The 22,051-nt window shown below is 59.1% G+C and carries 18 protein-coding genes; 12 read left to right on the forward strand and 6 right to left on the reverse strand.

Features of this window, described 5'->3' with window-relative positions; translation table 11 throughout:
• Window positions 1–180: 180 nt before the first annotated feature.
• From ACP7E6_RS13145 to ACP7E6_RS13165, 5 genes are all read left to right on the forward strand, one after another.
• On the forward strand, window positions 181–1,440 hold the full coding sequence (locus ACP7E6_RS13145; protein WP_426230174.1) for a ferredoxin reductase family protein: 1,260 nt from the start codon (window positions 181–183) through the stop codon (window positions 1,438–1,440).
• A gap of 43 nt (window positions 1,441–1,483) precedes the next feature.
• Window positions 1,484–4,738 carry a c-type cytochrome gene (locus tag ACP7E6_RS13150; RefSeq protein ID WP_426230175.1) on the forward strand — a complete coding sequence of 1,085 codons (3,255 nt, stop codon included), beginning with the start codon at window positions 1,484–1,486 and terminating at the stop codon, window positions 4,736–4,738.
• Window positions 4,739–4,810: 72 nt separating this feature from the next.
• The gene (locus ACP7E6_RS13155) at window positions 4,811–5,707 is read left to right on the forward strand and encodes an OmpA family protein (protein ID WP_426230176.1); all 897 of its coding nucleotides are present in this window, start codon (window positions 4,811–4,813) and stop codon (window positions 5,705–5,707) included.
• Entirely contained in the window at window positions 5,708–7,246 is a 1,539-nt protein-coding gene (locus ACP7E6_RS13160; protein ID WP_426230177.1) for a caspase family protein, read from the forward strand.
• Complete coding sequence (locus ACP7E6_RS13165; RefSeq protein ID WP_426230178.1) at window positions 7,246–8,790, forward strand: caspase family protein; 1,545 nt, start codon at window positions 7,246–7,248, stop codon at window positions 8,788–8,790. Before ACP7E6_RS13160 ends, ACP7E6_RS13165 begins: the two co-directional genes overlap by 1 nt.
• A gap of 87 nt (window positions 8,791–8,877) precedes the next feature.
• On the opposite strand, the gene ACP7E6_RS13170 is transcribed toward ACP7E6_RS13165, so the two are convergent.
• From ACP7E6_RS13170 to ACP7E6_RS13185, 4 genes are all read right to left on the reverse strand, one after another.
• On the reverse strand, window positions 8,878–9,654 hold the full coding sequence (locus ACP7E6_RS13170; protein ID WP_113243548.1) for an amino acid ABC transporter ATP-binding protein: 777 nt from the start codon (window positions 9,652–9,654) through the stop codon (window positions 8,878–8,880).
• A gap of 18 nt (window positions 9,655–9,672) precedes the next feature.
• Entirely contained in the window at window positions 9,673–10,830 is a 1,158-nt protein-coding gene (locus ACP7E6_RS13175; protein WP_426230179.1) for an amino acid ABC transporter permease, read from the reverse strand.
• A gap of 4 nt (window positions 10,831–10,834) precedes the next feature.
• Window positions 10,835–12,028, reverse strand: coding sequence for an amino acid ABC transporter permease (locus ACP7E6_RS13180; protein ID WP_426230180.1), 1,194 nt, complete (start codon window positions 12,026–12,028; stop codon window positions 10,835–10,837).
• 96 nt (window positions 12,029–12,124) lie between these two features.
• Window positions 12,125–13,150, reverse strand: coding sequence for an amino acid ABC transporter substrate-binding protein (locus tag ACP7E6_RS13185; protein WP_426230181.1), 1,026 nt, complete (start codon window positions 13,148–13,150; stop codon window positions 12,125–12,127).
• Between the two features lie 345 nt (window positions 13,151–13,495).
• Between ACP7E6_RS13185 and ACP7E6_RS13190 the strand changes: the two genes are divergently transcribed.
• The gene (locus tag ACP7E6_RS13190; RefSeq protein ID WP_426230182.1) at window positions 13,496–14,686 is read left to right on the forward strand and encodes a cystathionine beta-lyase; all 1,191 of its coding nucleotides are present in this window, start codon (window positions 13,496–13,498) and stop codon (window positions 14,684–14,686) included.
• 3 nt (window positions 14,687–14,689) lie between these two features.
• Here ACP7E6_RS13190 and ACP7E6_RS13195 read toward each other — a convergent pair whose 3' ends face one another.
• Window positions 14,690–15,850, reverse strand: coding sequence for an FAD-dependent monooxygenase (locus ACP7E6_RS13195; RefSeq protein WP_426230183.1), 1,161 nt, complete (start codon window positions 15,848–15,850; stop codon window positions 14,690–14,692).
• An 18-nt stretch (window positions 15,851–15,868) separates the two neighbouring features.
• Window positions 15,869–16,114: a zinc-finger domain-containing protein gene (locus ACP7E6_RS13200; RefSeq protein ID WP_037100916.1), complete on the reverse strand. Its 246-nt coding sequence runs from the start codon at window positions 16,112–16,114 to the stop codon at window positions 15,869–15,871.
• Window positions 16,115–16,278: 164 nt separating this feature from the next.
• Here ACP7E6_RS13200 and ACP7E6_RS13205 point away from each other — a divergent pair, with 164 nt between their 5' ends.
• The 6 genes from ACP7E6_RS13205 (at window position 16,279) to clpA (ending at window position 22,010) form a co-directional block, all read left to right on the forward strand.
• Window positions 16,279–17,064: an alpha/beta fold hydrolase gene (locus ACP7E6_RS13205; protein ID WP_426230184.1), complete on the forward strand. Its 786-nt coding sequence runs from the start codon at window positions 16,279–16,281 to the stop codon at window positions 17,062–17,064.
• Between the two features lie 102 nt (window positions 17,065–17,166).
• A complete protein-coding gene (gene cysE, locus ACP7E6_RS13210) occupies window positions 17,167–17,994 on the forward strand; it encodes a serine O-acetyltransferase (protein ID WP_426126172.1) in 828 nt (275 codons plus the stop codon).
• Window positions 17,995–18,089: 95 nt separating this feature from the next.
• The gene (locus ACP7E6_RS13215; protein ID WP_426230185.1) at window positions 18,090–18,293 is read left to right on the forward strand and encodes a DUF3126 family protein; all 204 of its coding nucleotides are present in this window, start codon (window positions 18,090–18,092) and stop codon (window positions 18,291–18,293) included.
• Window positions 18,294–18,524: 231 nt separating this feature from the next.
• Window positions 18,525–18,878, forward strand: coding sequence for a phasin family protein (locus tag ACP7E6_RS13220; RefSeq protein WP_426230186.1), 354 nt, complete (start codon window positions 18,525–18,527; stop codon window positions 18,876–18,878).
• Between the two features lie 249 nt (window positions 18,879–19,127).
• Window positions 19,128–19,481 (forward strand): ATP-dependent Clp protease adapter ClpS, encoded by a 354-nt coding sequence (clpS, locus tag ACP7E6_RS13225; RefSeq protein ID WP_426230187.1) that lies wholly within the window; start codon window positions 19,128–19,130, stop codon window positions 19,479–19,481.
• A gap of 9 nt (window positions 19,482–19,490) precedes the next feature.
• The gene (gene clpA, locus ACP7E6_RS13230; protein ID WP_426230188.1) at window positions 19,491–22,010 is read left to right on the forward strand and encodes an ATP-dependent Clp protease ATP-binding subunit ClpA; all 2,520 of its coding nucleotides are present in this window, start codon (window positions 19,491–19,493) and stop codon (window positions 22,008–22,010) included.
• The last annotated feature ends 41 nt before the right edge of the window (window positions 22,011–22,051 follow it).

Genomic DNA, 22,051 nt, shown 5'->3' on the forward strand with positions numbered 1-22,051 from the left:
AGCGGGGCGGAGTTTCGCCGGTCCATTCCGGGCGAGATTTCCGCAACCGCGGAAGCCCGGATGCGGCGAATAAAGCCCGGCGCAAAATCGTATGTTCTACAATAGCAGTTGACGAAGCTTCAGGGCCTTGCCAGTCTTGCCTTCGGGGCTCCGCTGCTGCGGAATGGTGGGGGATATTGCGTGAGCGCGGGTGCTGTTCTGGTATGGTCGCTGATGGGATTTGCGGGGCTTCTGGCCATCCCCGCGGTCAGTCACACCAATGCGGGCACCACGTTTTCTCTGATGGCGTCGTCGATGGCTTTTACCGGCATGGCGCTGGCACTGTTCATGGCAACCCGCCCGCCGTTCGTCGAGCGCCTTTTCGGCGGGCTCGACCGGATTTACCAGACGCATCGCAGGGTCGGCATCACGGTCCTCGTGCTGATCCTCGTACATTATTTCATCACACCGGATTTCAAGGGCCTGTCGCTGACCGGTGGGCTGAACAAGCTGGCGGCTCAGGCGGGGGAATACGCCTTCTATGCTCTCGTGGGGCTGCTGGTGCTCAGCATCGTCAAGATCATCCCGAAAACCAAGATCGAGATACCCTACCATTTCTGGCGCCTGACGCACCGGTTCATCGGCTTGCTGTTCATCATGGTCGCCTTCCACCAGACGTTCATCAAGCGGCCCTATGACGGCACCGCGATGCTGGCGACCTATCTCAACATTTTCGCGATGATCGGGACGCTGAGCTATATCTACACCCAGCTTTTCCCCTGGTTGCGCACCCGGACCTACGAGGTCTTCGACGTGACGCGCCACGAAGGAGCGACGATTATTTCGGCCCGGGCTGTACGGCGGCCGTTGCGCGCCAAACCTGGCCAGTTCGGGTTTTTCCGGGTCAACAAGCCGGGCCTGCGCGAACCGCATCCCTTTACGATTGCCGGCATGGATGACGATGGCGTCGTCCGCTTCGCGATCAAGCCTCTGGGCGATTATACCAAAGCGCTCCGCGATGGCATCGCTATCGGCGACCGCCTGAAGCTCGAGGGCGGCTATGGTCATTTCAACCATCGCCGGGGCGGCAAGAAACAGATATGGCTGGCTGGCGGCATTGGTGTCACGCCGTTTCTGGCGATGGCGGGGCGCCTGAAGGGTGATGAAGGCCAGGATATTCACCTTGTCTATTGCGTACGCGATCGCAGCGAGGCCATCGGCCTCGACACGTTCGAAACGCAAGCGGAAAAGCTATCGAATTTCAGTTTCACTTTGCATGATTCCAAAACCGACGGACGGCTCGACGCGGCAAAGCTCGCGGCATCGAGCGCTGTCGATCCCACCGGTGCAGACCTATGGTTCTGTGGTCCGCCATTGTTGAGAAAAGCCATTGAAAAGGGACTGAAGGACCTCGGCAAGAAACCCAAACGGGTCGAGTTCGAGCAGTTCGAGTTCCGGTAACGCATTGCCTATTTGTCGTTTGAGAAAGCAAGGAGAACAAGCCATGCGCATGTTCGATCAATTGTTTGGGAAAATCATCCCTAGCCTGAGCCTGCCGCGGTCCGTCCTGGCGGTGGCAGCGACCGTTCTGGTATTGACCCAGTGTCCGGCCGCGGCATCGGCCCGCGATGCCTTTGCTGACGATGCCTATGCGACCTACAAAGCGGATACCGACAACGGCAAATATTTGTTCAACGCATCCGGCTGCGGCGCCTGCCACGGATCGGTCAGGAATACCGAGGTCCTGTCCGGCGGACTTGAGATGGATACGGCGATCGGCAAATTCTATGCACCGAACATCTCGCCCCATGCCAATGGCATCGGCGGCTGGACCAATGCCCAGTTTCTCAATGCGGTGATGCAGGGGATCGATCGTGAGGGCAACAACCTCTATCCGGTCATGCCCTACACGTCCTACGGTGGCATGAAGCCGGAGGATGTGCTCGACATCAAGGCCTATATCGACACGCTGATCGCGTCGGATGCCGTGTCGCAGGAACACGAGATCGCCTTTCCCTACAGTCGCCAGACGACGATTACGCTGTGGAAACGCAGTCATTTCAATGTGCCGGAATATCAGTCGCGCGAAGAAACGCAGATGGAGCGCGGACGCTACCTTGTCGAAAACGTCGGCGGCTGCGGCGATTGCCACACGCCGCGCACGACGACCTACGGTCTCGATATGGACAACGCCTATACCGGCGAGAAGGGCCTGACAGGCGCGGTTGCGCCGGATATTTCCAAGGCGCGGATGGCCGGTCTTGCGTCGCCAGACGTGTTTACCGTCGGCCTGATCGACGAAGGCAAGAAGCTCTCGGGTGCACCCCTGACCGATCCGGTGATGCGTGAGATCGCCCGCGGACTGTCGGCCCTGACCGAGAAGGACCGTACGGCGATCTATGCTTTCCTGTCCGACCGGGAGGTCAAGCCGCCGCAGCCGGTGGCGCAGTCGGCAACGGCGGTCTGCAAGGAAGGCACGCCGGCATCCGCACTTGCCGGTGACAATGCGGCTGTGGCAACGCAGGCAGATGCCTTCATCGGCAAATATTGCCGCAACTGTCATGGCCCGGGCGAAAGCTCGCAAGGGTCCTATCCGGCCGGTGACCTCAGCACGATTGCGGCCGACGCCGCCTTCGTGGTTCCGGGCGATGCCGCCAAGTCCCGCTTGTTCACCTCGGTGACCAGCGGCCGCATGCCGCTTGGCAAGCGCCCGACTGCTGAAGAGGTGAAGAGCCTCGAGGACTGGATCAATTCGCTCAAGCAATCGGACCTGCCGCAGACTGCGGCCAGCAAACCCGAACGCACGCGTCCCATGCTGTCCTATCGCGATTTCATCGAGGCCGGGTTGAAGGACATTTCCAAGGTCAACGATCTCGACCGCCAATACATGCGCTATTTCTCTTACCGCAACCAATACAATGGCATGATGGGCTGCGAGGAGGACAAGACCTTCATGAAGCGCATGGACGTTTTGGCCGCCGGCTTCAAAAAGCTCTTGAACTCGCTCTCCTACGGTCCGAAACTGGTCTTGCCACAGGAAGTGGAAGGTACCAACGGACTGATGGTCCGGGTCGATCTGCGCGATCTGCAATGGTCGGCGGACGACTATAATTTCCTGATTTCGCAATATTTCTACGGTGTCGATCCCGGCAACGATGCGTCGCTTCTGGCGCTGACCAAGGAAACCGACACCGTCCTGCCGATCATGCGTATCGACTGGTTCATGGCCAATGCGGCCAAGCCGAAGATCTACAACCAGCTGATGAAGCTGCCGACCGATATCCGCGAACTGGAACAGCGGTTCCAGATCAATGTCGACGACAATATCCGCCGCCGCCAGGTGCTGCGTGCGGGGTTTGCCGACGGCTCGTCCGGTGTTTCCGATCATAACCGCATGCTGGAGCGTCATGAGATGCCGTTCGGCGGTTATTATTGGAAATCCTACGATTTCGGCGGCGATGTCGGCCGTCAGGTGTTGAAACGGTTTCCGCAGGGACCAAAGGAACTGGAGCCGTTCGATGCCGGGCTGACGGCGTTTGAACATGATGGCGGCGAAATGATCTTCTCGCTGCCGAACGGGCTGCAGGGCTATTACCTGTCGACAGCGGCGGGCAAGCAGCTGGATGTCGGACCGACGACGATCGTGTCGTTCCGCAAGCGGCCGATCGGCAAGGGCGTCGAGATCATCAACGCCCGCTCGTGCTTCGATTGCCATGCCAATGGCATCCTGTCGAAGCGCGACCAGCTGCGCGAACACATCCAGACATCGACGCTGTTCAACAAGGATCAGCAGGCCATCCTGCTCGACATGTATGTACCGCAGGAAGAGCTTGACGCGGCCTATAACAAGGACCGGCAGCGGTTTGTCGAAGCTTTGGTCAAGCTCGGTGTGACCGAACCGACGCCGGATGGCAGCGCCCAGAGCATGCAAGCACCGGGCAATGCCGAACTCGTCACCTATTTTGGCGACAAGTATGAGGACGAGCTCGATTTCGACGCGCTGGCGGCGGAATTCGACATGACGCCGGCCCAGCTGTCTTCCGCCATCAAGCGGGTGGAAGACGTCGATACCTTGCGGCTTGGTATCGACTGGGTGACGACGCTGGAAGCCGGGGGAACCATTCCGCGCGCCGAAGTCGAGCAGCAGTTTCCGCTGCTGCTGCATCCCTTGATGCAGTTGAAGCCGCTCGATACGACTGCGGTGCATGTGGTGGCGGCCAGCCAGAGCCCGGATGTGGCCGGTCAAACGGCGCAGCAGGATTACGTCAAGCCTGCGACAGTCGCAGCCGCAACCCCTGCCTACCGCCAGGAACAGGCCGCCGACTACAACAAGCTTGAACTGGCGCTGCATGTCGCGACGACCACGGCGAAGGTCGGCGATCAATTGTCGTTCGAGCTGAGCTCCAACAAGGCTTGCGAACTGCAGATCCTCTATGTCGAGGAGACCGGCAATGTCGAGGTCATTCCGGACGAAATGATCGGCAACACGACACTGCAGGCGGGTGAAAAGCGGCAGATCCCGCAACCCGGCACCGGTAATTTGACTTTCGATACGCCGGCACCTGCCGAAACGATGATCGCCTATTGCCGCGAAGGCGGGCTCGGAGACCAGAAACTCTCGGTCGAGCGGGCGCGCCAACTGGTGGCGCAATCGCATCTGCCACCGACGCGTGGATTGGCGATCAATCTGGCCAAGAAGGCGGAGGACGATAACGGAGCCAGCGGCCTGCAGGTCGTGACATTCGAGATCAGACAATAGCGAAGAGGCCGGCTGCCAGATGTCGCGGGCCTGTGTAAGCATTATTTTGGAATGGCATGGGAAGGCAATGTGATGGCGTTGAAGGTTTTGGCCGGGGCATCGCTGCTGGCATTTTTCCTTGCGGGAACGGCTTCGGCTGCGTGCGATGCACTGGCGCAGGTCGCTGAGGCCACCAATGCCGGAAATGAGGCGTTGGCAAAACAGATTGCCGGTAGGCCGAAGCCCGGCTGCACGGCTGATGACAAGGCGATGATCGATCGCGTCGCGGCACTTTCATCCTTCAACCGGATCGTCGGCGCCGTCGGGCAGGGTGCCAATCTGGCGGATTTCGAGCAGGAGCTCGAGACGATCCGCACCAGCAATTCGGCACCCTGGCAGGTTTTTGACGCGCTCGGTGATATCAACCGTGACCGCCGGAATTATGAGGCAGCGGCGCGGTACTACCAGCTGGCACTGGAGGATGCCGCCAACGCGGTGCTGACGCCTCAGTGGATGGCACCGGACGAAGCCTATATCGTGCGGCTCGATCATATGGCGACCGAGATGCGGCTTGCCGCACCCAAGCCGGTGAAGCTCACCGTGCGCGGCGCCTGCAAGATCAGCTATCGCGGCGTGTCATTGAAGAAAAAATCGACGCCGGTACGCTACGTCTTCGGTACCGCCGAGTTCACCCCGGAGGGGTTGGATTCGGCCAGGGACCTGTCCGAGTGCCTGAAATCGGTCAAACCAAAGACGATTACCCTGACTGGTCATACGGATCCGGTCGGCACGGCTGAGGCCAATCGGATACTTTCGCTCGAACGCGCCGATGCTCTGGCCGAGTATCTCGTAGCCGAAGGCTACGCAGGCCAATGGAAAACGGTTGGCAAGGGTGAGGACGAGCCGTTCAGGGCGGACGATGCCAGCGCCTATGACGAGGAGACGCTGAACCAGATGAACCGGCGCGTCGACGTCGATGTGGAGAACTGAATGATGCTGCGCCGCCTGGCTCTTGCTCTTCTGATTTCCGCAGCGCCGCTCGCTGCCGCATCGGCCAAGACCTTTGCTCTGGTCGTCGGCATCGATGCCTATCCCTACGAAATCAGTCTGGATGGCGCCGTCAAGGATGCCAAGGACGTGGAAAGCGCCCTGCGGCGGGCGGGCGTCGATCAGATAACAGCGTTCTTCGATGCGGCCGCCCGCAAGGACGATATCCGCGCGGCCTGGACCGGCTTTGTCGGTAGCGCCGGCAAGGGCGATACGATCATTTTCACCTATGCAGGACACGGTGCCCAGATGCCGGAGCTCGTTGCCGGTGATGAGGCCGATGGGCTCGACGAGTTCCTGCAATTGCCGGGCTTCGACCGCAGCCGGGCTGTGGAAACCGATCACGAGATCATCGTCGATAACGAGTTGAACGCCTGGTTTTCCGAAGCCGAGGCCAAGGGGGTGCAGGTTCTGTTTGTCTCCGACAGTTGCCATTCCGGCGGCATGAGCCGGTCCTTTTCCGGCAAGACACGTCTTGCCCAGGCCGTCACGGTCAAGCTGCCGCCGCCGTCGGAAGAGGCGGTGTCGGGGGCTGAAGTGAAGGAAGCGCAGTTCCGCAACGTGACGGTGCTTGCCGCTTCGCTGGAAAGCCAGCCGTCGCCCGAGGTCATCATTGACGGCGAGCCGCGCGGTGCCTTGAGTTGGAGTTTTGCCCGTGCCGTGGAGGGATCGGCGGATCGCAATGGTGACGGCCGCTTGTCGCGGGTGGAGCTGGAGGATTATGTCTTTGCCAATGTGAAGAACCAGTCCGAGGCGTTGCAGGTCCCGAATTTTACCCCGCAACTGCCGCGGTCCGAGGACGAGGTGGTCATGCCGCTGACCCGGAGCGCGGCTGTCGCCGCCAAGCCGGGCGCGCAGAAAACCTATCAATCCGTTCGCGAAACCGGCTGGGATGGCAAGCTGGCGCTGTCTGTCGATGGCTCGGAAACCGTGCCGGACAATACCGGTGGAACGGGCGTACCTTATCGCTGGGATGCCGCCAGCGGCATCTTCTACACGCCGAATGGTGATGTTGCCGGCGAGCATATCGACGCCGGCATGATCCAAGCGGTTGTCAACAAGTTCATTCTGCTCGATTTTCTGAAAGTGATGGCAAGCCAGAACCCCGGCACCGTCTCCTTGACGCCGCAGAAGGACATCTATGCCGCTGGCGACAAGATTTCCTTCGATGCCCCAGCGTCAGGCTACAAGAACATGGTGGTGTTCAATCTTGCCAATACCGGCCAGGTGCAGCTACTGGACGTCCAGTCCGAGGGAACGGCGAGTGCCGAGTTCAAACTCAGCAATCTGCAGGTCGTCGAACCCTTCGGCGCCGATCATCTGATCGCGATTGCCACCAATGAACCCATCGATGCGATTGGCGCGGCCTTGGCCAGCAAAAGCGTCGATGCGGCGGCCGTGTTGCAGCTTCTGTCCACCCGCATCGACGGCTCCGATACGAGCGTGGCGATCCAGCCGCTCTATACCCGGGAAAAACTGTGATGACCGCTTTGCGAACCACTGCCATCGCCACGCTCTGTTGCCTGGCATCACTGGGCGCGGCAAGGGCGGAAGACCGGGCGCTGGTGATCGGTATCGGCACCTACGAAAACCTGCCGGAAGACATGTTTCTGCATGGCCCGAAGAACGATGTGAAGGCAATTCAGGCGCTTCTGACGGGGACGCTGCAATTCAAACCTGAAGGAATCCGGGTCCTGACTGAGGAAAAGGCCACCCGGGAGGCGATGCTATCCTCGATGGACGAATGGCTGGTGGCCGGAACCGCGCCGGGCGACCGGATCTATCTCTATTTCTCCGGGCACGGTCTGCAGGTCAAGGATGTCAGTGGCGATGAGGAGGACGGCATGGACGAGGCCATTTCGACCTATGACATCAGGGCCGGCGACGACGACTGGATGAACGTCATCCTCGATGACGATCTTGAAGCGGTGCTCACGAAGTTGAAGGGCAGGGCGGTGACGCTGGTGATCGATGCCTGTCATTCGGGCACGATCTCGCGGTCATTATCGCCGCAGGCGGTGTCAGGCTTGAATGGTGCGCGCTATCTGCCGCGCCCCTTTGCCAAGACGCCCAAGCAGCCGGCAACCCGGGGATTGCGTATCGATCTGGGTGTCGTCGATAAACCGGCGCAGTTGACAGCCGGCGGCCTGACGGCCTGGAGTGCCGCTGCAGCCTACCAGGTGGCGTGGGACGATGTCCGCCTGCCGATCGAGGAGCGGCACGGCGTTTTTTCCTCGGCTTACATAGCCGGCTACACACCAAAGGAATCCGACGCCAATGGCAACGGTCTCGTCAGCAATGCCGAGCTTTTCGAATATGTAACCCGGAAATCGAAAGACTATTGTTCGACGCTGGAAGGCTGCGACAATCTCGATCCGCAGCTGGAAAGCGTGCCGGAGGCGCTTGGCACAAGCATAGCTAAGCCGGAGCCATACAAGGCGGAGCAGACGTCGGCGGATCAACCTGTGAACAAGCCAGAGCCGGTTTATCAGAAGGTGAAGATCGAAACGGGCGTGGCACCGGCCTATGTCGATGCCAATCCCGTCACGGCGATCGGAGACGTCCTCGGCAAGGCCGATAGTAGCGAGGTCACGATTTCGCTGGATACCGGCCCGAAGCTGAAGAAAGGTCAGGTTTTCACGATATCGGTCACCAGCCAATATGACGGCAATCTCGTCCTTCTCGATGTGAACGGCGAAGGCATGGCGACGCAGATTTTCCCGAACGATATGGCGCAGAAAATCACGCCGCTGTCGGCCGGTTCGACATTGACCATACCGGACGACTATTACGGCCTCGATTTCGAGGCTGATGGCAGCGGTGACAACATGCTGGTTGCCATCGTCGTTGGGGATGCGGTGGACTTGAAAGACGTTGCACCCTCGGCGCAGGGCCTGAATGCCGAACTCGATGCCCGCCAGTCTATCAGCGGGATTATTGCTAGGCTCCAGAAAACCTGGACCGGCGATGCCGAAAATCGCGGCGTGCGTTGGTCGTTGGGAACGTTGAAATATACTGTCGAATAATCGTCGCGCGAGCGGGCTTAGAAATCAGAAAGGCCCGCAGTTCAATGCCGCGGGCCTTTCTGATTCAAAGGTGGAGACCACTCTGCCTCAGTGCAGGATCTGGCTGAGGAACAGCTTGGTACGCTCGTGCTGCGGGTTGTCGAAGAATGCAGCCGGCTCGTTCTGTTCGACGATCTGGCCCTGGTCCATGAAGATGACGCGATTGGCGACCTGGCGGGCAAAGCCCATTTCATGGGTGACGCAAATCATCGTCATGCCTTCTTCGGCAAGGCCGACCATGGTGTCGAGCACTTCCTTGATCATTTCCGGGTCGAGCGCCGATGTCGGCTCATCGAACAGCATGACGCGCGGGTTCATGCACAGCGAACGGGCGATTGCCACGCGCTGCTGCTGACCGCCGGAGAGCTGTCCCGGATATTTGTGGGCCTGTTCTGGAATCTTGACGCGCTTGAGGAAGTGCATGGCCACTTCCTCGGCCTGCTTCTTCGGCATCTTGCGAACCCAGATCGGAGCGAGCGTGCAGTTTTCCAGGATGGTCAGATGCGGGAAGAGATTGAAGTGCTGGAAGACCATGCCGACTTCGCGGCGCACCTCGTCGATCTTCTTCAGGTCGTTGGTCAGTTCGATGCCGTCAACGGCGATCTTGCCCTTCTGGTGCTCTTCCAGACGGTTGATGCAGCGGATCATCGTCGACTTGCCGGAACCCGACGGACCGGCAACAACGATACGCTCGCCGCGCATGACCTTCAGATTGATATCGCGCAGAACGTGGAAGTCTCCATACCACTTGTTCATGCCGACGATTTCGACGGCGACGTCCGTGGACGACACTTCGATTTTTAGCGGTTTGGCTTCAGCTGCCATTGTATTTCCCCTCACTCGTTATCGTTTGTGGCCCTTGTCGAGCTTTCGTTCCATGAACCCTGAATAGCGCGACATGCCGAAGCAGAAAAGCCAGAAAGTGAATCCGGCAAACACGAGACCCGACAGCGGCGTCACCGGCGATGCCCAGTTGGCGTCCGAGAAGTTCTGCCGGACGATGCCGAGCAGATCGAACATGCCGATGATCGATACCAGCGACGTGTCCTTGAACAGGCCGATGAATGTGTTGACGATGCCGGGAATGACCAGCTTCAGCGCTTGCGGCAGAATGATCAGCCGCATCTTCTGCCAGTAGCTCAAGCCCAGAGAATCGGCACCTTCCGCCTGTCCCTTGGGAATGGCCTGCAGGCCGCCGCGCACCACTTCGGCCATATAGGCGGAGGCAAACAGCGAGACACCGATCACGGCCCTCAGGAACTTGTCGACCGTCATGCCCTGCGGCAGGAACAAGGGCAGCATGACGCTGGCCATGAACAGCACGGTGATCAGCGGAATACCGCGGACGATCTCGATGAAGACGGTGCAGAGCAGGCGGATGACCGGCATCGTCGATCGCCGGCCGAGCGCCAGCACGATGCCAAGCGGCAGAGACACCGCAATACCGACGAAGGACAGGATCAGCGTGACCATCAGGCCGCCCCAGAGCGGAGTTTCCACATAGGGAAGGCCCAGAACGCCACCGATCAGGATAAAGAATGACAGGACGGGCAGAACGCCGAACAGCAGGATGGCGTTGAGGCCCTTGTGCGGAATCCTCGGGATCAGGATGGGGACCAGAAGTGCTATGAACAGGGCGCCGACCAGCATTGGCCGCCAGCGTTCATCGATCGGATAACGTCCAAACATGAACACGTCGAATTTTGCGCCGACAAACGCCCAGCAGGCGCCACTCCAGCCTTCCGGCTGCGAGCCGCCTTGAGCGGCCGTTGCGCAAACGCCACGCCCGCCGCCTGTCCAGGAAGCGTCGATGAACAGCCATTTGATCGCAGGCGGCAGAAATGCGGCAAGTGCGAGGATGGCGATGATCGTCAGCACCGCGTCCAACGGCGTGGCTAGGAGGTTTTTACGGATCCAGGCGATATAGCCTTTCTCCAGCACCGGCGGTGTCGATTGTTCGAGCATGCTGGTGCGGACGAAGTTGGTCTGATGTGTGTTCATGATCTTATCTCTCCACCAGTGCCATCTTGGCGTTGAACCAGTTCATGATCGCTGATGTCGACAGGCTGAGCGTCAGATAGACGACGATCCAGATACTGACGATTTCGATCGCCTGACCGGTCTGGTTGAGGATTGTCCCGCCGGTCGATACCAGGTCCGAATAACCAATGGCGATGGCGAGAGACGAGTTTTTCGTCAGGTTGAGATATTGGCTGGTCAGCGGCGGAATGATGATCCGCATGGCCTGAGGCACGACGACGAGACGGGTGGTGAGGCCGGGCCGGATGCCGAGCGCATGCGCTGCTTCCGATTGGCCGTGGCTGACGCCGCGAATGCCGGCGCGGACTATTTCGGCGATAAAGGATGCCGTATAGAACGACAGCGCCAGGAACAGCGACAGGAATTCCGGGCCGATGACGGACCCGCCGGTCAGGTTGAACTTGCCGGCGACCGGTACATCGAAGGAAATCGGCATGCCGGTTGCGAAATAGGTGAGCAAGGGCAGGCCGATCAGCAGGCCAAGCACCGTCCAAAGCACAGGCAGGCGTTCCCCGGTCTCCATCTGCTTCCTATTTGCATATCGGGTAAAGAGAAAGCTGCCGACGACCGCGATGACAAAGGCGAGAAGAATGAACTGCGAACCGCTGTCGAAGACCGGCCGCGGGAAGGCCAGTCCACGATTGTTGATGTACATATCCAGTGGCAGCGCAAGCGATTCCTTGGGCTGCGGCAGAACTGCCAGAACCCCCGAATACCAGAAGAAAATCACCAGGAGCGGTGGTATGTTGCGGAATATTTCGACATAGACCATCGACAGCTTGGCAATCAGCCAGTTCTTCGACAGCCGGCCGATACCGACCAGAAAGCCGATGATTGTCGCGGTGATGATGCCGGCAACGGCGACCAGGATGGTGTTGAAGAAGCCCACCACAAGCGCGCGGCCATAGGTCGAGTCACTGGAATACGCGATCAGCGACTGGCCGACATCAAAGCCGGCACGTCCGTTGAGAAAGCCGTAACCGGAGGCGATGTTGGCCCGCTTCAGGTTTTCACTGGTGTTCATGGCGACCCAGTAGATGAAAGCAATCAGCAACAGCAGAGTCACGGCTTGGTAGATGATACCGCGAACTTTGGGGTCGTTTAAAATTGAGCCGGTCGGCTTGTCCTTGCCGGGCGGAATCGTGGCGTCGATCGTCATGCAGAGCCTCATAATCCCCTGATCGCCCTGTTTCGAGCGATTCTTATTTTTGGGAGGGAAAGCGGCCGAAACCGCTTTCCCGATTGTCGTATGGTCTTAGCGCACCGGCGGTGCGTACTGGATGCCGCCCTTGCTCCACAGCGCGTTCAGGCCGCGTTCGATCTTCAACGGGCTGCCTGTACCGATATTGCGGTCGAACACTTCGCCGTAATTGCCGACGGCCTTGATGATCTTGACGGCCCAATCGTTTTCGAGGCCGAGGTCGGTACCGATCTTGGTGTCCGCCTCAACGCCAAGGAAGCGCTGGATGTCCGGGTTCGTCGACTTCTTCATTTCCTCGACATTGGCCGAAGTGATGCCGAAGTCTTCAGCACCGACAAGCGCGTAGTGAACCCAGCTGACAATGTCAAACCACTGGTCGTCGCCCTGACGGACGGCCGGTCCAAGCGGCTCCTTGGAAATGATTTCCGGCAGGATGATGTGATCATCCGGAGCAGCCAGCGTCAGACGCAGTGAGTACAGGCCCGACTGGTCGGTCGTGTAAACGTCGCAGCGGCCGGCGTCATAGGCAGCGTTCACTTCTTCGAGCTTTTCGAAGACCACCGGGTTGTACTGCAGGTTATTGGCCTTGAAGTAGTCGGCAAGGTTCAGTTCGGTCGTCGTGCCGGTCTGGACGCAGACGGCAGCGCCGGACAGTTCAAGCGCCGACTTCACGTTCAGCGACTTGCGCACCATGAAACCCTGGCCGTCATAATAGTTGACGGCGCGGAAGTTGAAGCCGAGTGCTGTATCGCGGTTGATTGTCCAGGTGGTGTTACGGGCCAATACGTCCACTTCGCCGGACTGCAAAGCCGGGAAGCGGTCCTTGGCGGATGTCGGGGTGTATTTCACCTTGGTCGCGTCGCCGAAGATGGCAGCGGCAATTGCCTTGCAATAATCGACGTCGAAGCCGCTCCAATTGCCGGACGCATCCGGGGAGGCAAAGCCGGTCAGGCCGGTGTTGACGCCGCATTGAAGGAACCCCTTCGCCTTAACGTCGCCGAGTGTCGTTGCCGATGCGGCCTGGGCGCCAATCCCCATGACGGCAGCGCCTATAAGCGCTGTCAGAATTCTTCTAGCCATTTTAGAACCTTTTTCTGTTGTCTTTGTTCTTGTCCCGCACAGCTGCGCTTGGATGCAGCGACGGCCCCCGCCACCCTCCTGGCGCGAGTACCGTCTATCTCATGCTCAAAACCGCGCAGGGTCAAGACGCGTTGCCGATTTTCCGGGCTGGTCTCCCAGAATCGTTGACTGAGCCGCATGTTTAAGCAGCTTTTGATCGTTTGGTGCACTTTTCTGTTCAAAAAATTGCCAGAAACTGGGTTTTCCACCCCCGTGCCGGAGTGCCGCAACGGAAGTCCCTTGACCCCCCGGGTCTGCGGGCCGAAAAGTCTGCGGACATGAAGTTTTACAAGCGGACGCTATCCCATGACTGAAAAGAATGATTTCCTTGCCGGCGCCGGCGTGAACACCCGGCTGTCGCATATCGGCAACTCTCCCTCCGACTTTCATGGTTTCGTCAATCCGCCTGTGGTGCACGCGTCTACGGTATTGTTTCCAAATGCAAAAGCTATGGAAACAAAGTCGCAGAAATATACCTATGGGACGCGCGGAACGCCGACCACCGATGCGTTGTGCGAAGCCATCGATGCGCTGGAAGGCTCGGCAGGCACCGTCCTCGTGCCATCGGGCCTCGCCGCCGTCGCCGTGCCGTTCCTAGCCTTTCTGTCGGCCGGCGATCATGCGCTGATCGTTGATTCGGTCTATTTCCCGACCCGGCATTTCTGTGACACGATGCTGAAGAGGCTTGGCGTCACTGTCGAGTACTACGACCCGATGGTCGGCGCTGGCATCGAAAACCTGATCAAGCCGAACACCAAGCTCGTTCACACCGAAGCACCCGGCTCCAACACATTCGAAATGCAGGATATCCGCGCCATCTCTGCTGTCGCGCATCGCCACGGTTGCGTGGTGACGATGGACAATACCTGGGCGACACCGCTCTATTTCAAGCCGTTGGATCACGGCGTTGACATCTCGATCCACGCGGCGACCAAATACCCGTCCGGTCATTCCGATATTCTGATGGGCACCGTCTCGGCCAATGCTGCCCATTGGGAGCCATTGCTGGAGGCGCATGGGGCCCTTGGTCTGTGCGGCGCACCCGATGACAGTTATCAGATTTTGCGCGGTCTGCGCACGATGGGCATCCGTCTCGAGCGCCATCAGGAAAGTACGCTCAACATTGCCCGCTGGCTGGAAGAGCGCGACGATGTCGCCCGTGTGCTGCACCCGGCGCTGCCAAGCTTTCCCGGCCACGATCTGTGGAAGCGCGATTTTACCGGGTCAAGCGGCATCTTCTCATTCGTTCTGAAGGCCCACGGTCCGGAACAGTTCAAGGCAAAGGCGCATGCCTTCCTGGACGCATTGTCGATCTTCGGGCTCGGCTGGTCCTGGGGTGGCTTTGAGAGCCTGGCCGTCCATGTCGGTCTTTCCGACCGCAAAGTCAGCAAGGCACCGACGGAAGGTCCGGTCATCCGGTTGCAGATCGGGCTAGAGGATGTGGCGGACCTGCGCAAGGATATCGAAGCCGGGTTTGCGGCGGCAAAGGCCGTCTGATCGTCAGTCCTTCGGCTCGTATCCGTAGAGCCAGTCGAAATCGGCGGCCAGGCTTTCCGGCCGCCGAAGCGACAGCACCAGATCACGCCCGAGCCGCACCGGGCCACGGGCGTGATAGGCAAAACGATTGAAAGTGCCACGGGAGCGGACGCGCGCCACACGGCTTTTGCGGTGATCGGCAAAGGCGCTCAGCGGCTTTCCATCGGCCACGAAGGACGCAAGCTCAAACGCATCCTCGATCGCCATTGCGGCACCCTGCGCGGCAAACGGCATCATCGCATGGGCTGCGTCGCCGATCAGAACAATATCGTCGCCCTGATTCCAGGCGCCGTCATTCACTTCGTAGAGTGGCCAGATCGTCGGCTCAATAACGTGCCGCAGCATCTGGACAATCTGAGGGTGCCATCCGGAAAAGGCTTCGAACAGTCGCTGCCGGTTTTCCTGCTTGGGCAGGGTGTTGTCCCATGGTTCTCCGGGATCGGCGCCGCTCGTAATAGCCACCACGTTGAAACTGCGCGCGCGCTGCAGGGGGTAGACGACAAGGTGCGAGCCGCTGCCAAGAAAGGCGGTGACTTTGGTTGTGTCGAAAAAAGCCGGAGCCTCAGCCTCACCGCGCGTGAAGCGCCAGGCTATATTTCCCGAAAATCTCGCCTTTCCAGCACCTTCTATCCGCTTCCTGACTTTGGACCAGACTCCATCGGCTCCAACCAAAAGGCGCGGTTCGCTGCCGATCATGCTCGTAAAATCGTATTGGTCGCCATCATCGATCTCCGTGCCGAGATGAAGGCGGCACAGCGGATTGGCGCTGACGGCATCAAGCAGCGTCTTCTGCAGGTCGGCTCTGTGGAGAACACCGTAGGGCGCGCGCCAGCGATTGCGCGCGAATGCGCCGGATGGCACGGATGCGATCGTTTTCAGCGATATGCCGCTGACGAGCGTCACTGCCTGCGGTTCGCTCCACACGTTTTGCAGTTGTGGGAGAAGCCCGAGCGTCGTCAGGATACGTGTCGCATTGGGCGACAGCTGCAGCCCGGCGCCAGCCTCGCTGAGGACGGCCGTCCGCTCGAAAATCTCAGTGGAAATACCTTTGCGGGCAAAACTGAGGGCTGCCGTCAGGCCGGCAATGCCGGCACCGGCGATCGCAACGGGCTGGTGCCTGTTCATGCCGGGAGCGTTTGCCGCTCAGGCCGCCTTTGCATTGAACGTGCAGCCGTCCGGGACCGTCTGATCCGCATGGAGCTTGGCATTGTACCGGTACAGCGTCGAGCAGTAGGAACAGACTTTTTCGTTGTCGTCGCCCATGTCGATATAGATGTGCGGATGATCGAAGGGCACGGATGCGCCCGTGCACATGAATTCCTTGACGCCGACCTCGATCACCGCGTGGCCGCCATCGTTTTGAAAGTGGGGAATACCGTGCCCGGCCATGTCATGCTCCGTCGTGTAGAAGAAGTGTCGAATTTGGCCGCACCATAGAAAGCTTTGCGTCAAAAGTGTAGCGGCAAAGATGCCGCGCCTGTGGGTTTTTTGGCGGGCCGGGGTTTTCCCGGGGCTGCCCGTGTCATAGGTTCGCTCAAAACAGGACGCTTGCCATGGATCTCAATCCGCCCGCCTTTTCCACCTTTACCCATGATGGCCTGTCGATCGCCTATTTCGACGAAGGCGATCAGTCCGGCGATCCGGTCCTGCTGATCCATGGGTTCGCTTCCAGCGCCAATGTGAACTGGGTCTATCCGGGTTGGTTGAAGACGCTGGGCGATGCCGGATACCGGGTCATAGCACTCGACAATCGCGGCCATGGCGCCAGCGACAAGCCGCATGATCCGAGCGTCTATCATCCCGCGGCGATGGCTGGCGATGCGGTGGCGCTGCTCGATCACCTCGGCATCGCCGAAGCCCATGTGATGGGCTATTCGATGGGCGCCCGCATTTCGACTTTCCTGACGCTGGCGCATCCGAACCGCGTGCGCTCGCTCGTTCTCGGTGGGCTTGGTATCGGCATGGTGACCGGCGTCGGCGACTGGGATCCGATTGCCGACGCGCTGAACGCGCCGTCTCTCGATGTGGTCACCCATGAGCGGGGACGGATGTTTCGCGCTTTTGCCGACCAGACGAAAAGCGACCGCAAGGCGCTGGCCGCCTGTATCTCGACCTCGCGCGACCTGCTCACTGTCGAAGATATGGGCCGCATCGATGTGCCGGTGTTGATCGCCGTCGGAACCAAGGATGATATTGCCGGCTCGCCGCAGGAACTGGCCGCCCTGATCCCCGATGCCGTGGCGCTGGATATTCCCGGCCGTGACCACATGCTTGCGGTCGGCGACAGGGTCTTCAAGAAGGCGGCGCTTGAGTTTTGGGCCAAGGTCGGGCAAGCGTAGCGCTGCATAAGCGTTTTGAGCGTCTATTTCGGGGCGGCCATTTATATCCAGTGCGATTTGGCCTATACCTGACGCATAGACGGACTACGAAGGAGAGTGGCGATGGTCGCCAGGACTGACATACGCCCGACCGAAACCGTGAAGATCATGGATCCGATCTGGGATAGTCTGCAGGAGGAAGCACGGATCGCTGCCCAGCAGGATCCCTTGCTTGCGGCTTTCCTCTATTCCACCATCATCAATCAGCGTTCGCTGGAAGACAGCGTCATCTACCGGATTTGCGAGCGGCTCGATCATCCCGACCTTCAGGCCAATCTCCTGCGTCAGACATTTTCGGAAATGCTTGAGGACTGGCCGGAATGGGGCAGCATCCTGCGCGTCGATATTCAGGCCGTTTACGACCGTGATCCGGCCTGCACGCGTTTTCTTGAGGCAATCCTTTATTTCAAGGGGTTCCATGCCATCCAGACCCATCGCCTGGCGCATTGGCTGATGAACCGGGGGCGCCGCGATTTTGCGCTCTATCTGCAAAGCCGTTCCTCGTCTGTTTTCCAGACTGACATCAATCCGGCGGCGCGTATCGGCAAGGGCATTTTCCTTGATCACGCGACAGGGCTTGTCGTTGGCGAAACGGCTGTCATCGGCGATAACGTCTCCATTCTGCATGGTGTGACGCTCGGCGGCACCGGCAAGGAGGGCAGCGACCGTCATCCGAAGATCGGCAATGGCGTGTTGATCGGCGCCGGCGCAAAAATTCTCGGCAATATTCACATCGGAAATTGCTCAAGAGTGGCCGCAGGGTCCGTCGTTCTCAAGGAAGTTCCGTCCAAGACCACGGTCGCCGGTGTTCCCGCCCGAGTCGTCGGTGAGGCCGGCTGCTCTGAACCGTCCCGTTCGATGGATCAACTGCTGGTTTCCTTCGAGATCTGAACCGGCGACTGGCCACTTGGCGGCCAGCCAGGGGTTTACATCGATTGAGCCGCTGTGCGAAAAGCGGCGCAAATCAACCGTCATGGAGAAAAGACTTGAAGCCCGAAGAAATCAAAAAGCTCGAAGCTTATTTCAAGCGTACTTTCAACCAGGCAATAGTCATCAAGGCGCGGCCGAAAAAGGATGAATCTGCCGAGGTTTACCTGGGCGACGAGTTTCTGGGCGTGATCTTTCGCGATGAGGAAGATGGAGAGCTGTCCTACAGCTTCTCGATGGCAATTCTCGATATCGACCTGTAAACGCCATCTTCGGTTGAGCACGTGAATTTGACCCGGCCCTGATATTCAGGCCGGGTTTTTTGATAAAATCATACTTTTTGATTATTTTTTGACAGTAAACGGTCAGATTTACTCGTCTTTCATCAAGCTGTTGCAATCAAAGCGTTTTATTGCGGTGCACGTATACATTGACTTTATGGTGCAGTGCACATAAAATATTGTGATTACGAGCGTCACAAAAGGAGCAGCCTGATGTTCAATTTCGAAGATGCGAATAAGAAAAGCAAAGAGAACATGGATACGTTGCTGAAAAGCTATGCGTCGTTGACGAAGGCTTTCCAGGCAATCGCCACAGAAGCTGCCGACTACTCCAAGAAGGCGTTCGAGGACAGCGTTGCCCACATCGAGAAGATCAGCACCGTCAAGAGCGTCGAAGCCGCTTTCGAGCTGCAGACCAGCTACGTGAAGACCGCATACGAAGGCTATGTCGCCGGAGCCACCAAGATTGGCGAAATGTATGTCGATCTCGCCAAGGACACCTACAAGCCTTACGAAGCGCCGGTTGCCAAGGCCACGGCCGCTGTAAAGGCCGCCGTCGCCGCTTAAGGCGCCATCACGCCCTTTATCCCTGAAAAACCGGCTGCACGCCCCGCAGCCGGTTTTTTGTTGTCTATGCGCGACATTGGCGATAGGCGGCCCGAAGAAAGTTGGTCAATCTTGTGCTTCACGACGCAAATGTGATTGCAGTGCAGACGAACAGCCTTAAAATCTAAAAAAGAACCACTAGATTAAGTGTCACGAACAGGCCGCGAATTTCTCCCAAGCATTTGCGGCTGGACAAGGGAATGAAGTAGAATGATCGCCATGCCGGTCCGGATGCAAGCAGACAGCGACGGGGATGGGGGCAAGGCCAGCCGTGGCACGTCCGTCATCACTCGGACACAGCCGAAGACCAAGAAGCCGAGCCTTTATCGCGTCCTGCTTCTGAACGACGACTATACGCCTATGGAATTCGTGATTCATATTCTGGAGCGTTTTTTCCAGAAGGATCGCGAAGCGGCAACTCTGATCATGCTGCATGTTCACAATCACGGCGTGGGTGAATGCGGTGTTTTCACCTACGAAGTTGCCGAAACCAAAGTGACGCAGGTGATGGATTTTGCCCGCGAGCATCAGCATCCGCTGCAATGCGTCATGGAAAAGAAATGAGGAACTGACGTGCCAACATTTTCAACAAGCCTTGAAAAAGCCCTGCACCAGGCTCTGACGCTGGCCAATGAGCGCCATCACGAATATGCGACCCTGGAGCACCTCCTGTTGGCATTGATCGACGATGCCGATGCAGCGGCGGTCATGGGGGCATGCAACGTCAATCTCGACGCATTGCGCAAGACCGTCTCCGACTATGTCGATAATGAACTGGGCAATCTGGTCACGGGCTACGACGAGGATTCCAAGCCGACGGCCGGTTTCCAGCGCGTCATCCAGCGTGCGGTCATCCATGTCCAGTCGTCCGGGCGCGAGGAAGTCACCGGCGCCAACGTGCTTGTTGCGATCTTTGCCGAACGCGAGAGCCATGCGGCCTATTTCCTGCAGGAACAGGAAATGACGCGCTACGACGCCGTCAATTTCATCTCTCATGGTATCGGCAAGCGCCCTGGCGCATCCGAGGCGCGCCCGCCACGCGGCGCCGATGAGCCGGAATCCGAACAGAAGGCATCACGCGAACATGATGAAAGCGGCCCGAAGAAGCAGCAGGATGCGCTGACGGCCTATTGCGTCAATCTCAACGAGAAGGCCAAGGTCGGCAAGATCGATCCGCTGATCGGCCGCCATGCCGAGGTCAACCGGACCATTCAAATTCTCTGCCGCCGCTCCAAGAACAACCCGCTTTACGTGGGCGACCCCGGCGTCGGCAAGACGGCGATCGCCGAAGGTCTGGCCAAGCGCATCGTCGAGAAGAAGGTGCCCGAAGCGTTGCAGGACGCGACGATCTTTTCGCTCGACATGGGTACGCTGCTCGCAGGCACCCGCTATCGTGGTGACTTCGAAGAGCGTCTGAAGCAGGTTGTCAAGGAACTGGAAGAATATCCGGGTGCCGTGCTGTTCATCGACGAGATCCACACCGTCATCGGTGCCGGTGCAACGTCCGGCGGCGCCATGGATGCGTCCAACCTGCTGAAGCCGGCTTTGTCCTCGGGTGCAATCCGCTGCATCGGTTCGACCACCTACAAAGAATACCGCCAGTTCTTCGAAAAGGATCGCGCGCTCGTGCGCCGGTTCCAGAAGATCGACGTCAGCGAACCGACCATCGACGATGCCATCGAGATCATGAAGGGCCTGAAACCCTATTTCGAGAACTATCACAAGCTGAAATACTCGAACGAGGCGATCAAGTCGGCTGTCGAACTGTCTGCCCGCTACATCAACGACCGCAAGCTGCCGGACAAGGCGATCGACGTGATCGACGAAACCGGTGCGGCCCAGATGCTGCTGCCCGTCAGCAAGCGGCGCAAGCTGATCACCGAAAAGGAAATCGAAGCGACGATCGCAACGATGGCCCGCATTCCGCCGAAATCCGTTTCCAAGGACGACGAGGCCGTTCTCGCCAATCTGGAAAAGGAATTGCGCTCTGTCGTTTACGGCCAGGACCTGGCAATCGAGGCGCTTGCGTCGGCGATCAAGCTGGCCCGTGCCGGCTTGCGCGAACCCAACAAGCCGATCGGCTCCTACGTCTTTTCGGGCCCGACCGGTGTCGGCAAGACGGAGGTTGCCAAGCAACTGGCGGCGTCGCTCGGCGTCGAACTGATCCGCTTCGACATGTCGGAATATATGGAGCGCCATACCGTCTCGCGTCTGCTCGGGGCACCTCCCGGCTATGTCGGGTTCGATCAGGGTGGCCTCTTGACCGATGGCATCGATCAGCATCCGCATTCTGTGTTGCTGCTCGACGAAATCGAAAAGGCGCATCCGGACCTGTTCAACATCCTGTTGCAGGTCATGGATCACGGCTCACTGACCGACCATAACGGCAAGAAGATCGACTTCCGCAACGTCATCCTGATCATGACGACCAATGCGGGTGCGTCGGAGATGGCAAAGGCTGCCTTCGGCTTTGGCTCTGCCAAGCGCGAAGGTGACGATGTGGAGGCGCTGAACCGGCTGTTCACGCCGGAATTCCGCAACCGTCTCGATGCGGTCATTCCGTTCGCTTCGCTGCCGACGCCGGTCATCCACCAGGTGGTGCAGAAGTTCGTCATGCAGCTGGAAACCCAGCTGGCCGAACGCAACGTCACCTTCGACCTGCAGCCGGAAGCCATCGCCTGGCTGTCCGACAAGGGCTATGATGAAAAGATGGGTGCCCGGCCGCTGGCACGTGTCATCCAGGAACACATCAAGAAGCCGCTGGCTGACGAAATCCTCTTCGGCAAGCTGAAGAAGGGTGGCGTCGTCAAGGTGACAGTCGGGACCAAGCCGGATGGCGCCAAGGGCGTGTTGCTCGACTACGTGCCGGAGACGGCGCGGATCAAGCCGAAGGCGGAGGTGGTGACCCCCGTAAAAAAGGCGTCGAAGGCAGCCAAGCCGAAGGAACTGGAAAGCGTCGGCGCTGAGCCTGACGCGCCCGCCAAGCCGAAGAAGGCAGCCAAGGCAACCAAGGCTGACGAACCGATCAGTGCCAAGGCGGCCGAGCCGCCCCGCAAGGGCAGCACGGTGCCGAAGGTGCCGCGCAAGAAATGACGCATCCCCAATAGAGACACGGTGCCGGACTTGATTGTCTG

The sequence above is a fragment of the Pararhizobium sp. DWP3-4 genome (genome assembly GCF_049898205.1).
GTDB lineage: Bacteria > Pseudomonadota > Alphaproteobacteria > Rhizobiales > Rhizobiaceae > Pararhizobium.

Coding starts and splice junctions, on each gene's coding strand:
- ACP7E6_RS13150 (WP_426230175.1), top strand. CDS start 1,484: ATGCGCATGTTCGATCAATTGTTTGGGAAAATCATCCCTAGCCTGAGC.
- ACP7E6_RS13155 (WP_426230176.1), top strand. CDS start 4,811: ATGGCGTTGAAGGTTTTGGCCGGGGCATCGCTGCTGGCATTTTTCCTT.
- ACP7E6_RS13160 (WP_426230177.1), top strand. CDS start 5,708: ATGATGCTGCGCCGCCTGGCTCTTGCTCTTCTGATTTCCGCAGCGCCG.
- ACP7E6_RS13165 (WP_426230178.1), top strand. CDS start 7,246: ATGACCGCTTTGCGAACCACTGCCATCGCCACGCTCTGTTGCCTGGCA.
- ACP7E6_RS13170 (WP_113243548.1), bottom strand. CDS start 9,654: ATGGCAGCTGAAGCCAAACCGCTAAAAATCGAAGTGTCGTCCACGGAC.
- ACP7E6_RS13175 (WP_426230179.1), bottom strand. CDS start 10,830: ATGAACACACATCAGACCAACTTCGTCCGCACCAGCATGCTCGAACAA.
- ACP7E6_RS13180 (WP_426230180.1), bottom strand. CDS start 12,028: ATGACGATCGACGCCACGATTCCGCCCGGCAAGGACAAGCCGACCGGC.
- ACP7E6_RS13185 (WP_426230181.1), bottom strand. CDS start 13,150: ATGGCTAGAAGAATTCTGACAGCGCTTATAGGCGCTGCCGTCATGGGG.
- ACP7E6_RS13190 (WP_426230182.1), top strand. CDS start 13,496: ATGACTGAAAAGAATGATTTCCTTGCCGGCGCCGGCGTGAACACCCGG.
- ACP7E6_RS13195 (WP_426230183.1), bottom strand. CDS start 15,850: ATGAACAGGCACCAGCCCGTTGCGATCGCCGGTGCCGGCATTGCCGGC.
- ACP7E6_RS13200 (WP_037100916.1), bottom strand. CDS start 16,114: ATGGCCGGGCACGGTATTCCCCACTTTCAAAACGATGGCGGCCACGCG.
- ACP7E6_RS13205 (WP_426230184.1), top strand. CDS start 16,279: ATGGATCTCAATCCGCCCGCCTTTTCCACCTTTACCCATGATGGCCTG.
- cysE (WP_426126172.1), top strand. CDS start 17,167: ATGGTCGCCAGGACTGACATACGCCCGACCGAAACCGTGAAGATCATG.
- ACP7E6_RS13220 (WP_426230186.1), top strand. CDS start 18,525: ATGTTCAATTTCGAAGATGCGAATAAGAAAAGCAAAGAGAACATGGAT.
- clpS (WP_426230187.1), top strand. CDS start 19,128: ATGATCGCCATGCCGGTCCGGATGCAAGCAGACAGCGACGGGGATGGG.